This window comes from Streptomyces smaragdinus, assembly GCF_009604385.1.
Classification (GTDB): Bacteria; Actinomycetota; Actinomycetes; order Streptomycetales; family Streptomycetaceae; genus Streptomyces; species Streptomyces smaragdinus.
The window spans coordinates 489,783-504,317 of the sequence record NZ_WEGJ01000003.1 but is presented as its reverse complement, the minus strand read 5'-3'; the positions used below and the strand labels follow the sequence as shown (position 1 = coordinate 504,317).

The 14,535-nt window shown below is 71.1% G+C and carries 13 protein-coding genes; 9 read left to right on the top strand and 4 right to left on the bottom strand.

Features of this window, described 5'->3' with window-relative positions:
• Positions 1–26: 26 nt before the first annotated feature.
• The 3 genes from SRB5_RS08435 to SRB5_RS08425 all read right to left on the bottom strand — a co-directional run bounded on the left by SRB5_RS08435 (position 27) and on the right by SRB5_RS08425 (position 5,102).
• A complete protein-coding gene (locus tag SRB5_RS08435) occupies positions 27–1,223 on the bottom strand; it encodes a sensor histidine kinase (RefSeq protein WP_323377275.1) in 1,197 nt (398 codons plus the stop codon).
• 79 nt (positions 1,224–1,302) lie between these two features.
• Positions 1,303–3,384: an MMPL family transporter gene (locus SRB5_RS08430; RefSeq protein ID WP_153450789.1), complete on the bottom strand. Its 2,082-nt coding sequence runs from the start codon at positions 3,382–3,384 to the stop codon at positions 1,303–1,305.
• Positions 3,385–3,530: 146 nt separating this feature from the next.
• A complete protein-coding gene (locus SRB5_RS08425) occupies positions 3,531–5,102 on the bottom strand; it encodes a VCBS repeat-containing protein (protein WP_194292876.1) in 1,572 nt (523 codons plus the stop codon).
• 154 nt (positions 5,103–5,256) lie between these two features.
• Between SRB5_RS08425 and SRB5_RS08420 the strand changes: the two genes are divergently transcribed.
• From SRB5_RS08420 to SRB5_RS08400, 5 genes are read left to right on the top strand one after another with little or no spacing between them, the layout of a single operon-like run.
• A complete protein-coding gene (locus SRB5_RS08420; RefSeq protein WP_153450787.1) occupies positions 5,257–6,279 on the top strand; it encodes a PhoH family protein in 1,023 nt (340 codons plus the stop codon).
• A 3-nt stretch (positions 6,280–6,282) separates the two neighbouring features.
• Complete coding sequence (ybeY, locus tag SRB5_RS08415) at positions 6,283–6,780, top strand: rRNA maturation RNase YbeY (RefSeq protein WP_153450786.1); 498 nt, start codon at positions 6,283–6,285, stop codon at positions 6,778–6,780.
• Positions 6,777–8,087, top strand: a complete 1,311-nt coding sequence (locus SRB5_RS08410; RefSeq protein ID WP_153450785.1) for a hemolysin family protein — start codon at positions 6,777–6,779, stop codon at positions 8,085–8,087. Before ybeY ends, SRB5_RS08410 begins: the two co-directional genes overlap by 4 nt.
• Positions 8,088–8,116: 29 nt before the next feature.
• Positions 8,117–8,863, top strand: a complete 747-nt coding sequence (recO, locus tag SRB5_RS08405) for a DNA repair protein RecO (RefSeq protein WP_153450784.1) — start codon at positions 8,117–8,119, stop codon at positions 8,861–8,863.
• A gap of 45 nt (positions 8,864–8,908) precedes the next feature.
• On the top strand, positions 8,909–9,736 hold the full coding sequence (locus SRB5_RS08400; RefSeq protein WP_153450783.1) for an isoprenyl transferase: 828 nt from the start codon (positions 8,909–8,911) through the stop codon (positions 9,734–9,736).
• A gap of 63 nt (positions 9,737–9,799) precedes the next feature.
• On the opposite strand, the gene SRB5_RS08395 is transcribed toward SRB5_RS08400, so the two are convergent.
• The gene (locus SRB5_RS08395; RefSeq protein WP_323377272.1) at positions 9,800–11,182 is read right to left on the bottom strand and encodes a glycine--tRNA ligase; all 1,383 of its coding nucleotides are present in this window, start codon (positions 11,180–11,182) and stop codon (positions 9,800–9,802) included.
• Between the two features lie 198 nt (positions 11,183–11,380).
• Here SRB5_RS08395 and SRB5_RS08390 point away from each other — a divergent pair, with 198 nt between their 5' ends.
• From SRB5_RS08390 to SRB5_RS08375, 4 genes are read left to right on the top strand one after another with little or no spacing between them, the layout of a single operon-like run.
• Complete coding sequence (locus SRB5_RS08390; protein WP_407703888.1) at positions 11,381–12,346, top strand: metal ABC transporter substrate-binding protein; 966 nt, start codon at positions 11,381–11,383, stop codon at positions 12,344–12,346.
• Between the two features lie 38 nt (positions 12,347–12,384).
• Complete coding sequence (locus tag SRB5_RS08385; RefSeq protein ID WP_153450781.1) at positions 12,385–13,161, top strand: metal ABC transporter ATP-binding protein; 777 nt, start codon at positions 12,385–12,387, stop codon at positions 13,159–13,161.
• Positions 13,158–14,075 (top strand): metal ABC transporter permease, encoded by a 918-nt coding sequence (locus tag SRB5_RS08380; protein ID WP_153450780.1) that lies wholly within the window; start codon positions 13,158–13,160, stop codon positions 14,073–14,075. The genes SRB5_RS08385 and SRB5_RS08380 overlap by 4 nt, the downstream gene beginning before the upstream one ends.
• A complete protein-coding gene (locus SRB5_RS08375; RefSeq protein ID WP_323377271.1) occupies positions 14,072–14,485 on the top strand; it encodes a Fur family transcriptional regulator in 414 nt (137 codons plus the stop codon). The genes SRB5_RS08380 and SRB5_RS08375 overlap by 4 nt, the downstream gene beginning before the upstream one ends.
• Positions 14,486–14,535: the final 50 nt, after the last annotated feature.

Here is a 14,535-nt window from a genome sequence, read left to right as displayed (position 1 = left end):
TACGAAATCGGCGGAAAAAAGGGGGGTCAGACGGCTTCGCCGCACGGCAGCAGGGCCCGTACGGCGAAACCAGGCGCGTCGGGCCGGGGGCCGGCGACCAGCGTGCCGCCGACGCTGCGGGCCCGCTCGCGCATCCCTATCAGGCCGAAACCGGACGACGGGACGGCGGCGGCATCGTCGTCGGGGGCGGGCGTACCGTCGTCGACGACCTCCACCCGCAGCGATCCCGCCGCGCGGTCCAGGAAGACGGTCACCCCGATCCGTACCGCCGAGCCCCCGTGCTGCACGGCGTTGGTCAGCGCCTGCTGGACGATCCGGTACGCCGCCGCGCCGACCGCCGGCGGCACCGCGCCGCCCGTCGCGTCCACGGTGAGCGCCACCGAAGCGCCCGCCGACTCGGCGGACTTGCCCAGGTCGGACAGCCCCGCGAGCCCCGGCGGCGGTCCGCTGTCCTCCTCGGCGCGCAGCACCTCCAGCGTCCGCTTGAGCTCACCGCGCGACTCGCGGCAGGTCTCCGCGATCTGGTCCAGCGCCTCGGAGAGCGCCGCCCGGTCCAGCCGCTCGGGGTCGGCGGTCAGCACATGGGCGGCGACGGACGTCTGCACGCCGATCAGCGTGATGCTGTGCGCGAGGAGATCGTGCAGGTCGCGGGCGATGCGCAGCCGCTCCTCGGCGACCCGGCGGGCGGCCGTCTCCTCCCGGGTGCGTTCGGCGCGTTCGGCGCGCTCGACGATGGCGCCGATGTAGTTGCGGTGCACCCGCACCGCCTCGCCGGCCAGCCCGGTGGCGAGGATCCAGCCGGAGATCCGGGCCAGTTCGACGCTGCGGTGGGGATTGATGAAGCTCATCATCGTGATCGCGACGGCGAGCATCGTCGGCACCACGATCAGGGTGCGCCGCCGCGGGCCGGCCACGGCGAGGGAGTAGATGGCCGCGATGCTCACGACGATCAGCGCCGAGTGGGCGTTGTTCAGGGAGTGGTACGTGCCCTCGACGACGACCAGCGCGGCGAGCGCGCCCATCGGATAGATCCGCCGCCACGCCAGGGTCAGCGCCGACAGCCCGAACAGCAGCCACCCCAGCATGTCGGGCGTGTGCGCGTTGTCCCCCTGGGCGACGAACGCCAGCGGCACCGACACCGCGCCGATCGCCGCCGCGACCAGGAAGTCGCGGCGGACGGGCCGCCTGCGGCGGCGCCCCGGATGCACTCTGACGGTCAGCACGCCCTCATCCTCGCCGATCGACCCCCGCGACCGGGACCCCCCGGGTACACCGGCCCGGGGGGTCCGACGCCGCCGTACCTCAGGCGACACCCACCGGCTCCCGCTCGGCGGCCGGCGCCGCGGCCGGCGCCTTCGACAGCGGGCCGGGCCACCAGACCTTGCGGCCCAGGGCCACGCTCGCCGAGGTGACCAGGTACGTACGGACCAGGAACGTGTCCAGCAGCACGCCCACCGCGATGACGAATCCCATCTCCACCAGCATCACCAGCGGCATGTTGGTCAGCACGGAGAACGTCGCCGCCAGCACCAGCCCCGCCGACGCGATCACCGCTCCGGTGCTGCTCAGCGCCTTCAGCGCGGCCGGCGCCGGCTCCAGCCCCGACAGGGACTCCTCGCGCATCCGGTGCATCAGGAAGATCCCGTAGTCCACACCGAGCGCCACCAGGAAGACGAACGTCAGCAGCGGCAGCCCCGGGTCGGTGCCCGCGAAGCCGAACACCGGCTCGAAGACCAGCCCGCCGATGCCCAGCGCCGCCGCCCACACCGCGACCACCGCGCCGACCAGGATCAGCGGGGCGACCAGACTGCGCAGCAGACCGATGAGGATCAGCAGGACGGAGACCAGCACCAGCGGTACGACGACCCACCGGTCCCGGGAGTTGGTGTCCTGCAGGTCGATCTGCTGGGCGCTGGGCCCGCCGACGTAGCCGCCGTCGAGCTCCTCCCGCAGCGCCTCGATCGTCGCGATCTCACCGGCCGACTCGGGCGGCGCTTCGGCGAACACCGTGATCTCCGACCAGCCGTCGGCCGTACGCCCCGGCTCGGCGGCGGCGACCCCCTGCGTACCGCGCACCTTTGCCAGCGCCCGGTCCGCCCGCGCGGCCGGTACGACGACCTCGATGGGCTGGGCGCCCCGCTCGGGGAAGGCGCCGGCGAGGGTCTCGCCCGCGGCGATCGACTCGGGCCGGTCGGTGAAGTTGTCCTCCTGCTTCAGCGACCCCGTCAGGTTCAGCGTGCCCAGCGCCAGCGCCCCGAGCAGCACCGCGCCCGTGGCCAGCACCGTCAGCGGCCGCCGCCCGGCGGAGGAGCCCATCGCGGCGAACACCGACCGCCGCTGCCTGACCTCGGAGCCGAACGCCGGCACCAGCGGCCAGAACACCCGCCGGCCCAGCAGCACCAGCAGCGCCGGCAGCAGCGTCATCATCGCGACCAGCGCGCTCAGCACGCCCACGGTGCCCTGCGGCCCCATCCCCCGGCTGCTGTTGAGGTCCGCCGCCAGCAGGCACAGCAGCCCCGCCGCGACCGTGCCGGACGACGCCAGCACCGCCGGACCGCAGCCGCGCAGGGCGGCGACCATCGCGTCGTACGGGCGCTCGATCCGGCGCAGCTCCTCGCGGTAACGGGACACGATCAGCAGCGCGTAGTCCGTACCGGCGCCGAAGACCAGGATGCTCAGCACCCCGGAGCTCTGGCCGGTCACGGTCAGGCCGAACCATTCGTGCAGCCCGTACGTCACGGCCATCGCCAGGAAGTTGGCGGCGCCCGCCGTGAACAGCGGCACCAGCCACAGCACCGGGCTGCGGTAGATCAGGATCAGCAGCACCGCCACCACGGCCACCGTCGTGTAGAGCAGCGGACCGTCCAGCGAGGCGAACACCTCGCTCATGTCCGCCTGCAGCCCGCCCGGCCCGCCGACGTCCGCGCTCAGCCCGTCGCCGCCCTCGACGCTCGCCCGCACGTCCTCGACCAGCGCGTTGCGCAGCTCGTCGTCCTGCCCCGGCTCGGTGGTCGACACCGGGTACATCAGCGTCTCGCCGTCCTCCGACGGCACCGGCTCGGGCACGGCCGTCAGTTTGTGCGCCGCCGCCACCTCGTCGATCTGGGTCTGCGCCGTCGAACGGTCGGCGTCCGTCAGCCCGCCGTCACGGTGGTAGACGACCACCAGGTCCGTCGCCTCCCCGCCGGGCAGCGCCTCCTGGATCTTCGCCACCTGGGTGGAGTCCGCGCTGCTCGGCAGATAGTCCACCGCCCGGTTCTGCTCCGCGCCCCCGAGCTTCCCCGCGAACGGGAAGGCGAGCGCGAGCACCACCACCCACATCGCCAGCAGCGTCCAGGGAACGAACCTGCCCTTCCTGTGCCGCGTCTCCTGTTCGGCCCCCATCTCGGGCCACCCCTCTCCCTCGGACATCCGGTTCACGTCAACCAGACTCCCGTCGGAAGAGCCCCCGCTCGTCCCCCGCCGGACCGAAGTCACGGCTACTCCCGGGGCGGCGTCCCGGCGCCGGGTTACTCCCCGGGGAGTAACGCTCACCGCCCCAGGTCGTAGCCGAACGTCTCGTCCCCGCCGCCCGGGTCCCCGATCCCGAGGCTCCGGGGCGAAGCGCTCCAGGATTCCTCGGTGTCGAGTGACCGGGGACCCGCCGGAAAGCAGCGGATGCCGCCCATGGTGGACTCCCCGTGGCCCTTCGCGTACGCGTACGGGGATCCGACGAGCAGCTCCGCCCGGCCGTCGCCCGACAGGTCCAGCAGCCGCAGGGAGCTGCCGAACTCGTGGTCCGGAACGTCGTCGTCGGCCGTCTCGGCGGGATCCGGGCGGAGGAACTGCAGGCCGTCCGTCCGCAGCCCGTCCCCGCCCCCGTACAGGACGAGGACGGAACCCTCGTGACCCGCGGATGCCACCCTTTCGCCCGGAATGCCGATCGCGATATCGGCGTAATCGTCGTCATTGATGAAACCGGCCGCGAGAGCGCTGCCGAAACTCTCCGGAATCATGTCGCCGTAACCGTCCGTGTCGTCCTCGCGAAGGGCCTCGACGTCGCCCGGAATCCCGGGAGAGCCCTGATGGAATTCCTGCGCAGGCGGGGAGAGACCGTCCGGTCCGCCGAGGTGCACCTGCACCCGGCCGCCGTGCGACTCCGTCACCGGCTGCCCGGTCACCGGATCGGCGGATTCCTCGATGCCCAGGACCAGATCACCGAATTCGTCGCCGTTCACGTCCGCGATCACCGAACTGTCCGGATGGGAATGATCCGGCATACCGCCCCCGGGAATTCTCCGCGCGGGCCCGAGATATTCCCGGGCGGCCCCCGGATACACGCGCTCCCGGCCGACGGCGAGATCGCATCTCCCGTCCCCGTCGACGTCCCCGGCGGCGAGCTGGTCCCCGGCCCCCTCGACGCGTACGGCGCGGTCCGCGCTGTGTGCCGTGATCGGGCCCGGCAGCACCTGCAGCGCCCCGGTGCCGCCGTTCTCCCCGGCATCGGGCGCGCGGGTGTTGTCGTACGCGCCACCGACGGTGGCGATGTCGGGATACCCGTCGCCGTCGACATCGCACACGGCGACCCCGAGCCCCTGCCCCGGCGGCCGGCCGCCGGCGTGCGGGTGCTCGAACCGGATCCCCTCGCGCCCCCGGCCCAGGCCGCCCGCGCTGCCCCAGACCACGAGGAACCGGAACCAGTCCCGCGTACCGTTCAGCTCGGAACTGTGCGACGTCACCACCAGATCGGCGAACCCGTCCCGGTCCAGATCCGCGGCGGCCGTACGGGAACCGAACCGCGACAGCCCCCCGCCCGGCACCCCCTCCGACCGGTTCGTCAGCCACGTGCTCCGCGCCGGCGACGCACCGCCGGACCCTCCGTACAGCACGGCCAGCACGCCCGAGCGCGGCGCGGACACCACCGCGTCCTGCACCCCGTCCCCGTTGAAGTCGCTGTTCAGCGCCGGTTTACGGGCGCCCGAACCACGGGGCGGGGTGTACGCGGGCTCCCCGGTCGCGACGGGGGACGGGCCCCTCGGACCGGCCGGTCCGCCGTCCGTACAGCCGGCGGTGAACACCAGGAACACCACCACCGCCAACCCCAGGAACCTCGATGCGCCCATGCACCGAAGACGCCGCCGCCCGGCGCGGGGTTCCACCCGCGCCCGCCCGGCCCCGTACGAAATCCACTCGCGCCCCTCCCCGCCATCCCGACTACCATGGCCGTAATCCAGCCGCTCTCGAGGAAAAGGGATCCGCAGGCCATAGAGCCGGCCCATGACACAGACACCCTCCAGCCGGCGCCCCGAGGCGGGCGCGGCGCGCGCTCAGATCTCCATCCCGGCGAAGCACCCCATGGTCACCGTGCTGGGCTCCGGCGATTCCCTGCTCCGCACCATTGAGAAGGCGTTCCCGGCCGCCGACATCCACGTCCGGGGCAACGAGGTGACCGCCACCGGCGACGCGTCCGACGTCGCCCTGATCCAGCGTCTGTTCGACGAGATGCTGCTGGTGCTGCGCACCGGCCAGCCGATGACCGAGGACACCGTGGAGCGCACCATCGCCATGCTGCAGAAGAGCGACGAGGGCGAGGCGGGCGGCCACAGCTCGCCGTCCGAGGTCCTCACCCAGAACATCCTGTCCAACCGGGGCCGCACCATCCGCCCCAAGACGCTCAACCAGAAGAAGTACGTCGACGCCATCGACAAGCACACGATCGTGTTCGGCATCGGCCCCGCCGGTACCGGCAAGACGTATCTGGCGATGGCCAAGGCCGTCCAGGCCCTGCAGTCCAAGCAGGTCAACCGGATCATCCTGACCCGCCCCGCGGTCGAGGCCGGTGAACGCCTGGGCTTCCTGCCCGGCACGCTGTACGAGAAGATCGACCCGTATCTGCGCCCGCTGTACGACGCGCTGCACGACATGCTGGACCCGGACTCGATCCCGCGGCTGATGGCGGCGGGGACGATCGAGGTGGCGCCGCTCGCGTACATGCGCGGCCGGTCGCTCAACGACGCGTTCATCATTCTCGACGAGGCGCAGAACACCAACCCCGAGCAGATGAAGATGTTCCTCACCCGGCTCGGGTTCAACTCGAAGATCGTGGTCACGGGCGACATCACCCAGGTCGACCTGCCGGGCGGCACCAAGTCCGGTCTGCGTCAGGTCCAGGACATCCTCGACGACGTCGACGACGTCCACTTCTCCCTGCTGACCAGCAAGGACGTCGTACGGCACAAGCTCGTCAGCCGGATCGTCGAGGCGTACGACTCCTACGACTCAAAGATCGGCAAGAAGTAGCCCATGTCCATCGACGTGAACAACGAGTCCGGCACGGACATCGACGAGCAGGCCGTCCTGGACATCGCCCGGTACGCGCTGACCCGGATGCGGATCCATCCGCTGTCCGAGCTCAGCGTGATCGTGGTCGATGCCGCCGCGATGGAGCAGCTGCACGTGCAGTGGATGGACGAGCCGGGCCCGACGGACGTGATGTCGTTCCCCATGGACGAGCTGCGCCCGCCGGCGAAGGACGACGAAGAGCCCGTCCAGGGGCTGCTCGGGGACATCGTGCTGTGCCCGGAGGTCGCCGCCAAGCAGGGCGCGGACGCGCCGTCGAAGCACTCCATGGACGAGGAGCTGCAGCTGCTCACCGTGCACGGGGTGCTGCATCTGCTCGGGTACGACCACGAGGACCCGGACGAGAAGGCCGAGATGTTCGGACTGCAGAAGGCGATCGTGGACGGCTGGCGCGCCGAGCGGGGGATCGAGGGCCCGTCGCCGGCGCCCACCACCCGATGACCGGTCAGCTGATCGTCCTGGCGGTGCTGCTGGTCGTCGTGGCCTGGCTGGCGGCCTGCGCGGAGGCCGGTCTGGCGCGGACCACGCGGATCTCCGCGGAGGAGGCGGTACGGGCCGGCCGGCGCGGCAGCGCGAAGCTGACGGCGGTGGCCGCGGACCCGGTGCGGTATCTGAACGTGGCGCTGCTGGTGCGCGTGGCGTGCGAGATGGGCGCCGCGGCGCTGGTGACGTACGTCAGCCTGGAGCGCGTCCAGGGCACCTGGCAGGCGCTGACGGTCGCGATCGGCGTGATGGTGCTGGTGTCCTTCGTGGCGGTGGGCGTCTCGCCGCGCACGATCGGCCGCCAGCACCCGGTCGGTACGACGACGGCCGCCGCGTACGTACTGCTGCCGCTGGCGCGGATCATGGGCCCGGTGCCGCGGCTGCTGATCCTCGTCGGTAACGCGCTGACGCCCGGCAAGGGCTACCGGATGGGCCCGTTCGCCTCCGAGCAGGAGCTGCGGGCGATGGTGGACCTCGCGGAGAAGGAGTCGCTGATCGAGGACGAGGAGGCCCGTATGGTCCACTCGGTCTTCGAGCTCGGCGACACCCTCGTGCGGGAGGTGATGGTGCCGCGCACGGATGTGGTGACCATCGAACGCTTCAAGACGATCCGGCAGGCGCTGACGCTGGCGCTGCGCTCGGGCTTCTCACGGATCCCGGTGACCGGGGAGAACGAGGACGACGTCGTCGGCATCGTGTACGTGAAGGACCTGGCACGCCGTACGCACATCAACCGCGAGTCGGAGTCCGAGCCGGTGTCCTCCGCGATGCGCCCGGCGTTCTTCGTGCCGGACACGAAGAACGCGGACGACATGCTGCGGGAGATGCAGCGGCGGCGGATCCATGTGGCGGTGGTGATCGACGAGTACGGCTCGACGGCCGGGATCGTCACCATCGAGGACATCCTGGAGGAGATCGTCGGCGAGATCACCGACGAGTACGACCGGGAGCTCCCGCCGGTGGAGCCGCTGGGCGAACAGCGCTACCGGGTCACGGCCCGCCTGGACATCGGCGACCTCGGCGAGCTGTACGACCTGGAGCTCGACGACGAGGACGTGGAGACGGTGGGCGGCCTCCTGGCGAAGTCCCTGGGCCGCGTCCCGATCGCGGGCGCCACGGGCGAGGTGGACGTCTCGCACGACGGCTCGGACCCGGGCCTGACGGCCCTGAGACTGACGGCGGAGTCGGCGGCGGGCCGCCGCAACAAGATCGTCACGGTCCTGGTGGAGCCGGTCCGGACGGCTCCCGGGGAGGACGGGGCCTGACCGTCGCCCCATGAGGGAGAATCACCCCCATGACCCTGTTCCGCGACGACGCAGTCGTCCTCCGTACGCAGAAACTGGGCGAGGCGGACCGGATCATCACCCTCCTCACCCGCAACCACGGCCGCGTCCGCGCCGTGGCCCGCGGCGTGCGCCGGACGAAGTCGAAGTTCGGCGCCCGCCTCGAGCCCTTCTCCCACGTGGACGTCCAGCTCTTCGCCCGCGGCGCCGAGCTGATCGGCCGGGGTCTGCCCATGTGCACGCAGACGGAGACCATCGCCCCGTACGGCAGCGCCGTCGTCGCCGACTACACCCGCTACACCGCCGGCACCGCGATCCTGGAGACCGCCGAGCGCTTCACCGACCACGAGGGCGAGCCGGCCGTCCAGCAGTACCTCCTGGTCGTCGGCGCCCTGCGCACGCTGGCCGCCGGGGAGCACGCGCCGGGGCTGGTGCTGGACGCGTTCCTGCTGCGGTCGCTGGCCGTCAACGGCTACGCCGCGTCGTTCGCCGACTGCGCCAAGTGCGGCATATCCGGCCCGAACCGATTCTTCTCGGTCGCCGCCGGGGGAGTGGTGTGCGGTGACTGCCGGGTGCCGGGTAGCGTCGTACCCTCTCCGGAGGCCGTCGCCCTGCTCGGCGCGCTGCTCACCGGTGACTGGGCCGCCGCGGACACCGCGGAGTCCCGGCACGTACGGGAGGGCAGCGGTCTGGTGGCGGCGTACCTGCACTGGCATCTGGAGCGTGGACTGCGCTCGCTGCGGTACGTGGAGAAGTGACGCCGCCGTCCAGAGGGACACGTGAGGGATCGGAGAGTTACGCACATGGCACGACGAGGGATCCTGGGCCGCCCCCGGCGCGAGTACCGGGCACCTGACCCGCACCCCTCCGGCGCCCGGCCGCCGAAGATCCCCGGCGAGCTGGTCCCGGGACATGTGGCGATCGTGATGGACGGCAACGGCCGCTGGGCCAAGGAGCGCGGGCTGCCCCGTACCGAGGGCCACAAGATCGGCGAGAGCGTCGTCCTGGACGTGGTCAAGGGCTGTCTGGAGATCGGCGTCAAGGACCTCTCCCTCTACGCCTTCTCCACCGAGAACTGGAAGCGCTCCCCGGACGAGGTCCGCTTCCTGATGAACTTCAACCGCGACGTCATCCACCGCCGCCGCGACGAGCTGGACGCCCTCGGGGTGCGGATCCGCTGGGCCGGGCGGATGCCCAAGCTGTGGAAGAGCGTCGTCAAGGAGCTCCAGGTCGCCGAGGAGCAGACGAAGGGCAACGACGGCCTGACGCTCTACATGTGCGTCAACTACGGCGGCCGGGCGGAGATCGCCGACGCCGCGGCGGCGCTGGCGGCGGATGTCGCGGCGGGCCGCCTCGACCCGTCGAAGGTCAACGAGAAGACCCTGACGCGCTATCTGTACCACCCGGACATGCCGGACGTGGATCTGTTCGTCCGCCCGTCGGGCGAGATGCGTACGTCCAACTTCCTGATCTGGCAGTCGGCGTACGCGGAGATGGTGTTCCAGGACATCCTGTGGCCGGATTTCGACCGCCGCGACCTGTGGCGGGCCTGTCTGGAGTACGCGTCGCGCGACCGCCGCTTCGGCGGCGCGATCCCGAACGAGATCGTGGAGCAGACGACCGCGGGCTGATCCACCGGGACAGCACAAAGGGCCGCCGCCGGGAATCCCCGGCGGCGGCCCTTTGCGCGGGCTTCAGCAGCCGATGAGCCGGCCGGCCAGGTACGACTCCACCTGGTCCAGCGACACCCGCTCCTGCTTCATCGTGTCGCGCTCGCGTACGGTCACCGCGTTGTCCTCGAGGGTGTCGAAGTCGACGGTGACGCAGAACGGCGTGCCGATCTCGTCCTGGCGGCGGTAGCGGCGGCCGATGGCGCCGGCGTCGTCGAACTCGATGTTCCAGTGCTTGCGCAGATCCGCGGCCAGGCCCTTCGCCTTGGGCGAGAGGTCCGTGTTACGGGACAGCGGCAGCACGGCGACCTTCACCGGGGCCAGCCGGGGGTCGAGGCGGAGCAGGTTGCGCTTTTCCATCTTGCCCTTGGCGTTGGGCGCCTCGTCCTCGATGTAGGCGTCGAGGAGGAAGGCCAGCATGGCGCGGTTGAGGCCGGCCGCCGGCTCGATGACGAACGGGGTCCAGCGCTCGCCGGCCTCCTGGTCGAAGTACACCAGGTCCTGGCCGGAGGCGGCGGAGTGCGCCTTGAGGTCGTAGTCGGTGCGGTTGGCGATGCCCTCCAGCTCCGAGAACTCGGTGCCGCCGAAGTTGAAGCGGTACTCGATGTCGACGGTGCGCTTGGAGTAGTGGGAGAGCTTCTCCTTGGCGTGCTCGTACCAGCGCATGTTCTCTTCACGCATGCCGAGGTCGCGGTACCAGTTCCAGCGCTCGGCCATCCAGTACTCGTGCCACTGCTCGTCCTCGCCCGGCTTGACGAAGAACTCCATCTCCATCTGCTCGAACTCGCGGGTACGGAAGATGAAGTTGCCGGGCGTGATCTCGTTGCGGAAGGACTTGCCCGTCTGCGCGATGCCGAACGGGGGCTTCTTCCGCGAGGAGACCTGCACCTGGGCGAAGTTGGTGAAGATGCCCTGGGCGGTCTCGGGCCGCAGATACGCGACCGAGCCGGAGTCCTGCGTCGGCCCGAGGTGGGTGGAGAGCAGGCCGGAGAACTGCTTGGGCTCGGTGAACGCGCCCTTGTTGCCGCAGTGCGGGCAGTTGATGTCGGCGAGGCCGTTGGCCGGGAGGTGGCCGTGCTTGGCCTCGTACGCCTCCTCGAGGTGGTCCGCGCGGTAACGCTTGTGGCAGGAGGTGCACTCGGTGAGGGGGTCGGTGAAGGTCGCGATATGACCGGAGGCCTGCCAGACCTCGGTCGCGAGGATCACCGACGAGTCCAGGCCCACCACGTCCTCGCGCGCGGTGACCATGTTGCGCCACCACTGGCGCTTGATGTTCTCCTTCAGCTCCACGCCCAGCGGACCGTAGTCCCAGGCGGCGCGCTGTCCGCCGTAGATCTCGCTGCACGGGTAGACGAAGCCACGGCGCTTGCTCAGGCTGACGATGGTGTCGATCTTGTCGGCGGCCACGGTGCTCTCTTCATTTACGACGGTGTACGGAGCGGTCCCTCAGCCTACCGGCGGGTGGGGGGCGGGATTCAAATCGGGTGGCGGCGTTGCCGGGGCGCCCCGGCCATGCGGCTGAATCGCACTTTTACGGACATAATGTCGCCAAGGGTTCGACATGCCTCGACGGGAAGTTGACAACCGTTTCCAATAATGTTGAAAATGAGTGTCATGAACAGTATCCGTCGCCTCATACCCGTGGCCGCCCTCGCCGGCGCCGCCGTCCTCGGCCTCACCGCCTGCGGTGACACCGCCTCCGGTACGACGGACGACGGACGTCTCAAGGTCAGCGCGTCGTTCTACCCGATGGAGTTCCTGGCGGAGGAGATCGGCGGCGACCACGTCGCGGTCACCACGCTGACCAAGCCCGGCACCGAGCCGCACGACCTCGAGCTCAGCCCGAAGCAGACCGCGCGGCTCTACGAGAGCGGCATGATCGTCTACCTCAAGGGCCTGCAGCCCGCCGTCGACGAGGCCATCGAGCAGTCCGGCGTCGAGAACGTCGTCGAGGCGACCTCCTTCACCACCCTGGAGAAGACCGGCACCACCGAGGACGGCCACGCCCACGAGGACGGCGAGGAGGGGCACGAGCACTCCGACGAGAACGGCCTCGACCCGCATCTGTGGATCGACCCCGTCCGCTACGCCCAGGTCGCCGAGGGGGTCGGCGCCGCCCTCGAGAAGGCCGACCCGGACCACGCCGCCGACTACAGGGCCAACACCGCGGATCTCGTGGACCGGCTCCACAAGCTCGACCAGGAGTTCGAGGCGGGCCTGCGCAACCGCGGGACCGACACCTTCATCACCACCCACGCCGCCTTCGGCTACCTCGCCGACCGCTACGGACTGATCCAGGAGGCCGTCAAGGGCCTCGACCCCGAGTCCGAGCCCAGCGCCAGGCGCATCCAGGACCTGCACGACATCGCCCGGCACGACGACGTCAGCACCGTCTTCTTCGAGACGCTGGTCAGCGACCGCACCGCCAAGACCCTCGCCGGCGACCTCGGGCTGAAGACCGACGTCCTCGACCCGCTCGAGGGCATCACCGACGACTCCCGCGGCGACGACTACTTCTCCGTGCAGCGGGCGAACCTCGCCGCGCTGCAGAAGGCGCTGGGCGCGAAATGAGCTCCCGTGCGGACCGTACGACAGAGAGGTCTCCCGTCATGTCCCAGCCAGTGACAGCCGCCGGGGACGTGCCGGTCGTCCGCCTCGGTGACGCCCACGCCGCCCTGGGGACGCGGCCCGTGCTGCGCGGCATCGACCTCACCGTCGCCCGCGGGGAGGTCGTCGCCCTCCTCGGCGCCAACGGCTCCGGCAAGTCCACCGCCGTCCGCTCCCTCGTCGGCCAGGTGCCGCTGACCTCCGGGACCGTGGAGCTCTTCGGCACCCCGCTGCGGCGCTTCGGCGACTGGGGGCGCGTCGGGTACGTACCGCAGCGGTCCACCGCCGCGAGCGGGGTGCCGGCGACCGTGCGCGAGGTCGTCACCTCCGGGCGGCTGTCGCGGTCCCGGCTGCGGCCGCTGACCGGGCGGGACCGGGCCGCCGTGGACCGGGCGATCGAGCAGGTCGGGCTCGCCGACCGGGCCCGGGACTCCGTGGCGCGGCTGTCCGGGGGGCAGCACCAGCGAGTGCTCATCGCCCGGGCGCTGGCCGCCGGACCCGAGCTGCTGATCATGGACGAGCCGCTGGCGGGCGTGGACCTGGCCAGCCAGCAGGTGCTCGCCGACGTCCTGCGCGAGCAGGTCGCGGCCGGGGCGTCCGCGCTCGTCGTCCTGCACGAGCTGGGGCCGCTCGAGACCCTCATCGACCGTTCCGTGCTGCTGCGCGACGGCGTGGTCGAGCACGTGTACGACCGTACGGAGTCGGCGGCCGTCGTCCACGACCCCACCTGCCACCCGCACGACGCCGCCCCCGCGCCGACCACAGGACTTCTGACATGAACATCCTTGAATTCCTGCAGCCCCCCTTCATGCAGCGCGCGCTGCTGGCCGCCCTGCTCGTCGGGGTGTCCGCGCCGGCCGTCGGCGTGTATCTCGTCCAGCGCCGCCAGGCGATCATGGGCGACGGCATCGGGCACGTCGCGCTCACCGGTGTGGCGCTGGGGTTCCTGCTCAACACCAGCCCGGTGTGGATGGCGGTGCTCGTCGCCGTCCTCGGCGCGATCGGGATGGAGCTGATCCGGTCGTACGGCAAGACGCGCGGGGACATCGCGCTGGCCATGCTGTTCTACGGCGGTATGGCAGGCGGTGTCATGATCATCAACCTGGCGCCGGGCGGGTCGACCGCCAATCTGAACACGTATCTCTTCGGCGCGATCACCCTGGTCAGCCAGGAGGACCTGGTGGTGATCAGCTGTCTGTCGGTGTTCGTGCTGCTGACCATGCTGGGGCTGCGGCGGCAGTTCTTCGCGATCAGCCAGGACGAGGAGTTCGCCATGGTCAGCGGGCTGCCGGTGCGGGTGCTGAACCTGCTGCTGGCCGTCACCGCCGCGGTGACCGTCACCGTCGCGATGCGGGTCGTGGGGCTGCTGCTGGTCAGCGCGCTGATGGTGATCCCGGTGGCGGCGGCGCAGCAGGCCACCCGGGGGTTCGCGGCGACGCTGGGGCTGGCGATGGTCTTCGCCGCGTTCTCGACGGTCTCCGGGACCGTGTTCTCGTACTACGGCGACGTGCCGCCGGGAGCGAGCATCGTGCTGATCGCCATCGCGCTGTTCGCCCTGGTGACGGTGGCGGCGGCGCCCCTGGCCAGACGTGCGGCGCGCGGGGGCGGGGGCGGGCGGGCCTCGAAGGAGGAGGGTGACACCTGGCACAATGGCCGTTCGGAAGCGACAGCCGGCAGCAGGAGGCAAGCGTGACGACCGCAGGCCCCCCCGTACGCGGGCGCTCCACCCGGCAGCGGGCCGCGGTGGCCGCGGCGCTCGACGACGTGGACGAATTCCGCAGTGCGCAGGAGCTGCACGACATGCTCCGGCACCGCGGTGAGTCGGTGGGGCTGACTACCGTCTACCGCACGCTGCAGTCCCTGGCCGAGTCCGGGGACGTGGACGTGCTGCGGACCACCGAGGGCGAGTCGGTGTACCGGCGGTGCTCGACGGGTGACCATCACCACCATCTGGTGTGCCGGGTCTGCGGGCGGGCCGTGGAGGTCGACGGGCCGGCGGTGGAGAGCTGGGCGGACGCGATCGCGGCGGAGCACGGGTTCGTGGACGTGGCGCATACGGTGGAGATCTTCGGGACCTGCGCGGAGTGCGCGAAGGGCGACTAGCCGCCGGGCGTCCAGTGCTTGACGATGCGTGCCGGACTCCCGCCCTCAGG

Excerpts from the sequence above, each read along its gene's own strand:
- SRB5_RS08425 (WP_194292876.1), bottom strand. The coding sequence starts at position 5,102 with ATGGGCGCATCGAGGTTCCTGGGGTTGGCGGTGGTGGTGTTCCTGGTG.
- SRB5_RS08380 (WP_153450780.1), top strand. The coding sequence starts at position 13,158 with ATGAACATCCTTGAATTCCTGCAGCCCCCCTTCATGCAGCGCGCGCTG.
- SRB5_RS08400 (WP_153450783.1), top strand. The coding sequence starts at position 8,909 with ATGGCACGACGAGGGATCCTGGGCCGCCCCCGGCGCGAGTACCGGGCA.
- SRB5_RS08420 (WP_153450787.1), top strand. The coding sequence starts at position 5,257 with ATGACACAGACACCCTCCAGCCGGCGCCCCGAGGCGGGCGCGGCGCGC.
- SRB5_RS08430 (WP_153450789.1), bottom strand. The coding sequence starts at position 3,384 with ATGGGGGCCGAACAGGAGACGCGGCACAGGAAGGGCAGGTTCGTTCCC.
- recO (WP_153450784.1), top strand. The coding sequence starts at position 8,117 with ATGACCCTGTTCCGCGACGACGCAGTCGTCCTCCGTACGCAGAAACTG.
- SRB5_RS08410 (WP_153450785.1), top strand. The coding sequence starts at position 6,777 with ATGACCGGTCAGCTGATCGTCCTGGCGGTGCTGCTGGTCGTCGTGGCC.
- SRB5_RS08385 (WP_153450781.1), top strand. The coding sequence starts at position 12,385 with ATGTCCCAGCCAGTGACAGCCGCCGGGGACGTGCCGGTCGTCCGCCTC.
- SRB5_RS08390 (WP_407703888.1), top strand. The coding sequence starts at position 11,381 with ATGAGTGTCATGAACAGTATCCGTCGCCTCATACCCGTGGCCGCCCTC.
- ybeY (WP_153450786.1), top strand. The coding sequence starts at position 6,283 with ATGTCCATCGACGTGAACAACGAGTCCGGCACGGACATCGACGAGCAG.